A 2,378-nucleotide genomic window follows, 5' to 3' on the forward strand; every position below is an offset into this window, starting at 1 on the left:
AATCCGTACTGAACATATTATACATTATTTTCAGTATAGTTGAGCTTATTATTGACTAGAGTCATGCTCCACCAAGCGGTCGAATTCTCGCTCGAAGGTGACCAAGGCCCGGTTGGTTTTGCCCCCCAAGTAGAGCCCCGTCTCCGTTTGCAAAGCCCAGATTTGGCTGTAGCTGAAGTAGCTCATCACCACCCCCACCATCAACAGGCCAAATCCGAGATACACCGCAGGGATCCCCGGATCCGATTTAATTTGCAGTCCGGTAGCGCCGATCACCTCATCCAGATGCAGAGTGAGGGGGTTGGGGAAGCGTTGGGGAGCGATTTCGTCGAGGGCCAAGCTCATGCCTTGGCGCAGGGATCCCATCCATTGCCCTTCAGTGTCGTAGAGGAGGGCTGTCCCCTGCAGATCCGGCAGCAGCAGCGTGAGGCCCTGGCTCATGTCCGGCTGGGTGGGCACAAAAGCGCCCCAGAGTTTGTTGCCTGCCTCGGTGCGCACCGGCACCACCGGGATTTGAAAAGAGGGGCTATTGTTGACGCGGATGCGGATGCTGTCGATGCTCCAATCGGCTTGGTAAAGGGTCACACCCCGGTAGGAGAGAGGATGGTTGACGGAAATGGTCTGACGTTTAACCTCCTGACCCTGATCCAAAATCGAGAGGTCGGAATAAAACTGCTTGACCCGGCCATCGGCAGCGTAGTCAATCCAGAAGCGATTGGCCCGAATTTGCCAGGTAGGCAAGTGAGCGCGAGCCAGATCCCCTGCTCCGGTCAAGTGTTGAATGGAAGCCACGCTGCCGCTGGGAATGAGTTCTTGGGCCTTGAAGCCGCTAATGCTGCCCCAAATGGCCCCCAGCAAGATCAGCAGCATACTGACATGCACCAAGATGGGGCCGATCCTGCCGATTAACCCCTTGCGGGCGTAGAGGTAATGGCCCTCCTGAAACACCAGATAGCCCTGTCGACGCAACTGCTGCGGCAGCCCTTGTAAGGATTGTTGGGGCAGATAAGTCCAAAAGGGCAGGCGCTGAAAAGACTGCGGACGGGTGAGATAGCTCCAACGGCGAGCCACCTTGAGCATTGGCCACTGGCGCGTAAAGGAACAGGCGATAAGGCTGCTGCCGAACAGGATTAAAATAGCCAGAAACCAAGGGGTGCGGTAGACGTGATCCAATCCCAAGTTCAGGATCACCCGCCACGTGAGAAAGCCAAACAGGGCCGGATGCTCCGGATAGTGGGCTTGATAAAAAGCCGCTGTTTCCTCTTGCTCAATTACCGTGCCGGTGGCGCTCAAAACCGCAATCGCCAACAAAAGGCCAATGGCCAGGCGCAGATCCGCCAGCAGCGGCAGCAGCTCATGACGAAAGTACCGCCGCAGCGAGGAAGCCCAGCGGGCAAGCGGGAGAGAGTATATGACCATGAGAAGTTTGTCGGCTCAAGATTCAGATCGCTGCTCTTGCCAGGCAAGGTGCAGTTTTCAACAGGGTGCTGTAGGTGTAGCCCCATCTTAGCCTGCAGCAGCAGGGATCCCTTAGACCCAGGCCGACAGGATCGTTACGCTGCCGAACCCCACCAACATCACTCCACTGGCGTAGGTGAGCCAGCCCGACCAGCGCCGCAAGGCCAACAGTTGCTTCACCAACCCGGTAAACACCCCCGCCAGGAGCAGAGGAAAGGCCAATCCCAGCCCGTAAGCCAGCAGCAGCCCGCCTCCTACCCAGGGTTGCCCTGTGGTGGAAACCCAGGCCAGCAAAGCCACCAAAACCGGCGTACTGCAGGGAGAGGCCACCAGGCCAAAAGTTAACCCCAGCAACACTGCCCGGCCTAACCTGGGCCATTTCCCGGGGATCTCGAGGCGGTTAAACCCATCGGGAAAACGCAGGGGGAGCACCTCCAACAAGTTCAGCCCCATCAAGATGGCAATTCCCCCCGCCACAGTGGGCCCAAAGGATCCCGTTTGTCCGTAAACGCGACCCAGCAAAGCTGCCGACAAACCCAGCAGGGTCAGGGTAAAAGCCACCCCAGCCGCAAAACCCAGGGATTGAGCCCAGACCTGCAGCCGCCCTTCCCCAGCCGTTTCCTCAGAAGCGGGGGTGTAGCCGCCGATGTAGGCGATGGTCACTGGCAGCATAGACAGCGTGCAGGGGGAAAGACTGGTGAGCAAGCCGGCCAAGCCCACCACCAGCAGACTGACGGGAGAAAGGTGCTGCAGTTGAAACTGAACCAGCTCAGTTGCCCATTGTTCTAGGTGGTAAAGCCAGAGCTGAGCCGCATTCAACATAAGCTCGATCTGTCCACATAAGCCCAAGGTAGCATGAACTCCCCCGCCCCCCTGGGATCCCCAGTCTTGGGGGAGTACGTCTACTGTCCATTCCCACC

2 protein-coding genes are annotated in these 2,378 nt (G+C 58.0%); both read right to left on the minus strand.

Translation table 11 applies throughout. The features are described 5' to 3' along the window. Positions 1 to 48: 48 nt before the first annotated feature. Entirely contained in the window at positions 49 to 1,419 is a 1,371-nt protein-coding gene (locus NW837_RS11005; RefSeq protein WP_414331495.1) for a cytochrome c biogenesis protein, read from the minus strand. A gap of 111 nt (positions 1,420 to 1,530) precedes the next feature. Continuing rightward, entirely contained in the window at positions 1,531 to 2,280 is a 750-nt protein-coding gene (locus NW837_RS11010; RefSeq protein ID WP_414331496.1) for a cytochrome c biogenesis protein CcdA, read from the minus strand. Positions 2,281 to 2,378: the final 98 nt, after the last annotated feature.

Origin of the sequence: Synechococcus sp. R6-10, from assembly GCF_047461815.1 — a bacterium.
In the GTDB taxonomy this organism is placed as follows: Bacteria; Cyanobacteriota; Cyanobacteriia; order Thermostichales; family Thermostichaceae; genus Thermostichus.